This window comes from Pseudomonas sp. GW823-FHT06E10 (assembly GCF_058794995.1).
This window is the reverse complement of sequence record NZ_JBXAHJ010000024.1, coordinates 54,088-60,274: the sequence shown is the minus strand read 5'-3', so window position 1 is coordinate 60,274 and position 6,187 is coordinate 54,088. Positions and strand designations below refer to the sequence as shown.

General features: G+C 61.6%; 3 protein-coding genes. 1 reads left to right on the top strand and 2 read right to left on the bottom strand.

Features of this window, described 5'->3' with window-relative positions; all coding sequences use genetic code 11:
• Nucleotides 1–2,022 (top strand): Ig-like domain-containing protein (locus tag AC1Q6Y_RS27180; RefSeq protein ID WP_492625543.1); only part of this gene is annotated, 2,022 nt, incomplete at its 5' end.
• A gap of 257 nt (nucleotides 2,023–2,279) precedes the next feature.
• Here the strand turns inward: AC1Q6Y_RS27180 and fos are convergent.
• Entirely contained in the window at nucleotides 2,280–2,690 is a 411-nt protein-coding gene (fos, locus tag AC1Q6Y_RS27175; protein WP_489340470.1) for a fosfomycin resistance glutathione transferase, read from the bottom strand.
• A gap of 206 nt (nucleotides 2,691–2,896) precedes the next feature.
• On the bottom strand, nucleotides 2,897–6,187 hold a 3,291-nt coding region (locus AC1Q6Y_RS27170; protein ID WP_492625542.1), incomplete at its 5' end, for a beta strand repeat-containing protein.

Sequence of the window (6,187 nt, the reverse complement as noted above, 5' to 3'; positions counted from 1 at the left end):
AACTACTACAGCGCCCTGGATCGCGGTAACGAAGCGTTTGTAGACGGCGTCAACCTGCGCCTGCCCAGCGGTTCGGCGTTGCCCTGGGGCAACCGCGACTATGACGTCAACCTGCTGCTGGCCGACAAGGCCTGGGACGCCAATGGCCAGCTGTGGTTCAACCCGTTCAACACCGATGGCTTTCTCGGCGACCAGCTCCTGGTCAACTGGCAGTACCAGCCGCGCCTGAAGGTACGGGCGCGCAGCTATCGTTTCCGCATCCTCAACGGCTCGGTGTCGCGCTACTTCAAGATCGCGCTGGTGCGTGAGATCGCCGGTACCGGTGGCGAATTCCCCGGCCCGACAGGTTCCGGCCTGTCCTATACCCGCGTGCCGTTCCACTTGATCGCCAACGACGGCAACCTCATGGAACACGCCGTGCCGTTCGACGGCAGCATGGACCTGGACGCTGACGGCGACCTGCAGGACCACAACGCCATCCTGCCCACCATGGGCATCGCCGAGCGTTACGACATCATCGTCAACTTCGCGAAAAACGGGATCAGCACCGGCGACAAGCTGTATTTCGTCAACCTGATGGAGCACCACGACGGCAAGGGGCCGGAGGCTTTACCGCCGAGCCTGGCCGATGTCCTGTCCGGCAGGTACAAGGCGGTGCTCAAGCTGGGCAGCAAAGGGCTGGAATGGGACGCCGGCGACCCGGTGGTGGGCAAGTTCCTGCAACTGCTGGTCCAGCCTTATGCCGGCCAGGACGTGAGCATGAACCCCGCTGACTACGAACCCGCCAAGCCGGGCAAGGCGATGGGTAAAACCATGCTTCCGCTGACCCTCAACCGTGACGACCCGACGGTGCAGGCCAAACTGAAACTGGCGCGCCATCGCGAGTTCATCTTCGGCCGCTCCGATGGCACCGACGAAGCCCCCTGGACGATCAAGACCGACGGCGGTTTAGGCTTCCAGATGGACCCTCGAGTGATCAGTGCCGCTCCGCAACTGGCCAACGGTCCGACCCCTGCCGGGTTCTCCGGCGACGGCACCCTGGAAGTGTGGAGAATCAGGAACGGCGGCAACGGCTGGAACCACCCGGTGCACGTGCACTTCGAAGAAGGCATCGTCCTCAACCGCGACGGCAAGGCACCGCCGGAATGGGAAAAATGGGCACGCAAGGACATCTATCGCATCGGCGAGGGCATCGACAGCTCGCAGGACGTGGAAATGGCGATCCGCTTCCGTGAATTCGCCGGGACCTACATGGAGCACTGCCACAACACCCAGCACGAGGACACCTCCATGCTGCTGCGCTGGGATGTCGAGCACCCCGGCCAGTTCCAGTTGATGCCAACCCCCCTGCCCGGCTGGGACGGCGTCACCTACGTCAACTCCGCCGCGCTGCCGACCTTCCGCACTGGCGATACACGTGCCGAGGACCCCGATAACCAAAAACCGATTGCCAACCCCGACAGCGCCATCAGTAACACCGGCCAACCGGTGATCATCAACGTCCTGGCCAACGACAGCGACCCTGACGGTAACGTGCCACTTAAAGTGGTGGGGCTGGAGCAACCGGACTCCGGCAAGGGCGTGGTCAGCACCGATGGCCTGCGTGTGACCTACACACCACCGGCCACGGTCCCCGCGCCGTTCACCGCGACCTTTACCTATAGGGCCGCCGATGCCAAGGGCGCCGAGTCGGCACCGGCGACGGTATCCGTGGCGGTCTCGGCAGCGATCAACGAGAGCCTGATCGTCACCAGCGCCACCGTCACCGCCCGCAGCAACAGCCGCTGGTATTGGGTCCTGTCCGGCACCACCTCCCGTGGCACGGGCAATACCATCACGGCGACGGCCACGACCACAACCGGTACGGTGAACCTTGGTGCCGCCGTCCTGACGCCTACGGCCACAGGCGCGCGCTGGAACATAGCGGTGACGACCGCCGGCAGCGGCCCGTCGCCTAGCCCGACGGCGACCATCAAATCGGCCTTCGGCAAAACCGTGACGGTGCCGATAAAGGCGAACTGAGTACAACCAGGCGTTGGCGATGAGGGCCTCATTGAGGCCCTCTTGCTAAAAAACTGACAACTTACCTGGCTGTCAATTCTCCAGAAAGAAGGTGATTGGCGGGGATGTGTTCTTCAAGGTTGAACGAGTAAAACAGTCGCTCCTGCCGACTCGATAACTGTCCGATCATGCTACGTGCTTCCCTGCTGGCCAATGCAGATATTTTGCCGCAGGCCAGATAGCAGAGCTATTTCTTCAAAGTGATCAGACGAAAACGGTCAGTCAAAGAACTCCATACCTGCATACGGCTGGCGCCGGCATTGCTCAAGCCTTGAAGCCAGGCTGCCCACATGCACTTCCAGGCGATGCCCATCGGGATCCGAAAAATAAAACGAGTTACCTTCGCTCGAATTGGATTTCCACTCAATAACGTTACGAAGCCGCAAGTAAGCGGTGACTTCTTCAAAATCTTCCTGCCCCACCGAAAACGCATAGTGGGTGTAATCAGGCTGTTTTTCCGCCAGACGTGTCTCATCGAGAGACAGACAAAGCCAGAGATCACCGAGGGAAAGATAGGCCCCCGTCTCCCAGCGGGCAGCCAATCTAAAGCCGGGTAGAGCCACATAAAACTCAATACTGCGAGAGAGGTTCACAACCGCCAACGTCAAATGATTCAAGCCAGTCAACATGAGCATCTATCCAGAACCAGTGCACGTAGAGTGAGATGGGTATCGAAACCCGTTTGCTGACTTCGATGAGATGACCGCCTCACGTGCTGAGGAAGTCAGTCAACCAAAATCGAGGCTCTTGAGAATACCTCGCACAGGCCCCATCGTGGATTTATCCGCGATGGGGCCTGCAACCGCGTAGCAACGTTCGGCCAGTAGCAAAAGCATCATACCGCCAGGATAAAGTCCGCCTGATCGATACCTGCACTGCTGACACCGACAAGGCGAATAGAGTCCACTCCGATCCCGATCAGCGTGTCCGCCCCGTCAGCCGCAATGCTCACGTTGGCAGCGAACGTCTCGCTGCTGATCCCCAGCCCCGCGATATTGAGCAGGTCCTGCCCTGCGGCCGGATTGACGTCGAAGTCTTGGATCAAGTCGTTGCCGAAGCCTGCGGCAGCAAACGCGAAGGTATCGTTGCCGAAGCCGCCGTTGAGCGTGTCGTTGCCCAGCCCGCCGAGGAACAGATCGTCACCCGCACCGCCGACCAGAGTGTCGTTGGCCAGGCCGCCCAGCATCCTGTGGTTTGCCGCCGCTGCATCGTAGGCCAGTTCACTGCCGCTGCCCTCGGCGTTCGCCTGCAAACCCGCCGCCGCGTATTGGCCATTCAGCGTGACCTGCGCCGCATGCGCGCCGTCGTTCACGATCAGCAGGCCGCCGGTGCCTGTGTCATTCGCTGCATAAGTGATCTGCGTATTGGCGCCGAACGCAATATCGCCAAAGTTCAGCGTATCACCCGCAGCAAAACCGCTGACGCTGCCACTGAACGCCGTCGACACATCAAGCTTTAGCGTGCCTGCCGCGCCGCTGTCAAACGTCACATGCTGATCGGAGGCAGCACCGAATTCCAGCATCGCCGAACCGCTGATAGTCGCGCTTCCCGCGCCTTGGGCATCTCCGTGGATGGTGATATTGCCATCGTTCGCCCACAGGCTGCCGCTGTTGACCAGCGCACTTTCAATCACCAATCCGCCGCTGCCGCTGGCTTGCAGCACCCCCGTGTTGGTGACGGCGCTGCTACCGGTATCGATCACCAGTGCATTGACGCCGCTGGCATGAATCAGGCCTGAGTTGACCAGCATCATCTGCCCCGCTCCCAACTGACCGGCACCCGAGATGGTGTTGTCGGCATTGGTGAGCACTGTGTCGGCGCTGCCGCCGAAAATCACGTTTTGCGCATTGTCGGATAGCAGCACCTGGCCGCCACCGGTCAAGGTCGCGCCACGGAACAGAATCTCAAGGCTGGTCTCGTTGCCGGTGGAGCCGAGCTCGATGGTGCCGCTGTTATGGATGCTGCCACCGAACGGCATGATCGCGCCGTCGGCAATGGTGAGGGTGCCCGTATTGGTCGTGACCGGGTCCACATCGAACAGTAAGTTGGCCCCGCTCAACGCCGCCGCATCCACGCCGTTGACCGTGATCGTCTGGTCGGCGCTGATGCTGAGCACGGCATTGCCGTTCGCGTCATTGACGATACTCACATCCGCAAAATCGTTGACGCCCGTAAAGCCGATCAAGTCGATCTTGTCCGCCGCCGCATCGAAGCTGTAAATGACATTGTTGCCGATCGGCCGGGCGAACACGAAGGTATCGGCACCGGACGAGCCGGTCAGGTTGTCGTCGGTGGACAAGGCGAAGATCGGTGCGCCTGGGGCATAGATTTCGACGTTGTTGAACACGTAGGCGCTTGCGGTGCTGCCGTCGCTGTTGCTCCAGTACATGTTGACATCGAGCACCAACGCACCGGCGAAGTCGCTTGGAGTTGTCACCGTCAATGCGCCGGGATCGCTGGTCTGCACGGTCCAGGTGCCATCGCCATTGTCGGTTCCTGCATTGAACACCCACCCCGAAGGAACACCGCTGATGGTCACCGTCACGGGGCCGCTAACATCGGCCAGTGGAACGTTGAGGGCCAGATTGACAGGTTCGCCGGCAACGCCTGCCGGAAGGTTTGCACTGCTCCCGGCCGCACCAGGATTGCCCGCCAGGTCGGTGTAGCTGTTCGCGGCAACGTCGACTTTTATGCTACCGCCCAGCGTTCTGGTCAGCATTGCCGTGTAGGTATCACCGTCTACCTGCGTGAAGTTACTCCAGGTTCCGCGAGGCGTTCCGCTCGTTGTCGTCACTGCTACATCAGACAGGTTGAAACCGCTCACCGTCTCACTGAACTGGAATGTGACCGTCGACGTTGAACCCGTCGAACTCCCTAAGGCAGTCCCTGTCACTATCACCGTTGGCGCCACGGTATCAACTGGCGTCTCAGCGACGTTCTGCACGTTCACCGTAATCGTCTGCGTGTCGATTCCGCCATTGCCGTCGGACACCTGAACGTCCACAACGTAGGCATTGTCGCCGTCAGTACCACCGACATCCTGGGCATTCTCGTAATCGGGCGCTGAGTTGAACGTCAGCACCCCGCTTGAACTGATCGAGAACTTGCTGAAGTCCGTCCCGGCCGTATTCAGCAGCGAGTAGCTCAGCGTCTGCGCCGGCAGATCGGCATCGGTCGCCGCCACCGTCGTGACCGCCGTGGTGTTCTCCGCCACGTTGACCGAAGCCGTCGCACCGCCACCGTTGGAAGTGATCGTCGGTGAGTCGTTGCTGCCGGCGATATGCACGGTGACCGAAGTGAGGGTGCCATCGGCACTGCTCACCGCGAAGGTATCGGTGTAGGTGGTACCGGCGGCGAACTCGTTGTGGGCGGAGCTGGCGACGTAGGTCCAGGCACCGCCGGTGCCGATGGAGAACTTGCCGTAGCTGCCGGCGATGTCGGTCTGCGGGACGAAGGTCGCGGCGCTGTCGACGTCGCTGATGGTCAGGGTGCCGCTGGTGGAGATGTCTACGGCGGCATTGGTCTCGGTGAGGTTGGCGATGTCGGCGGACAGCACGGCGGCATCGTTGGTGCCGAGGATGTGCACGGTGACCGAAGTGAGGGTGCCGTCGGCACTGCTCACCGGGAAGCTGTCGGTGTAGGTGGTGCCGGCGGCGAACTCGTTGTGGGCGGAACTGGCGACGTAGGTCCAGGCACCGCCGGTGCCGATGGAGAACTGGCCGTAGCTGCCGACGGTGTTGGTCTGCGGGACGAAGGTCGCGGCGCTGTCGACGTCGCTGATGGTCAGGGTGCCGCTGGTGGAGATGTCGGCGGCGGCATTGGTCTCGGTGAGGTTGGCGATGTCGGCGGACAGCACGGCCGCATCGTTGGTGCCGAGGATATGCACGGTGACCGAAGTGAGGGTGCCGTCGGCACTGCTCACCGCGAAGCTGTCGGTGTAGGTGATGCCGGCGGCGAACTCGTTGTGGGCGGAGTTGGCGACATAGGTCCAGGCACCGCCGGTGCCGATGGAGAACTGGCCGTAGCTGCCGGCGATGTTGGTTTGGGCGACGAAGGTCGCGGCGCTGTCGACGTCGCTGATGGTCAGGGTGCCGCTGGTGGAGATGTCGGCGGCGGCATTGGTCTC

Excerpts from the sequence above, each read along its gene's own strand:
- fos (WP_489340470.1), bottom strand. The coding sequence starts at position 2,690 with ATGTTGACTGGCTTGAATCATTTGACGTTGGCGGTTGTGAACCTCTCT.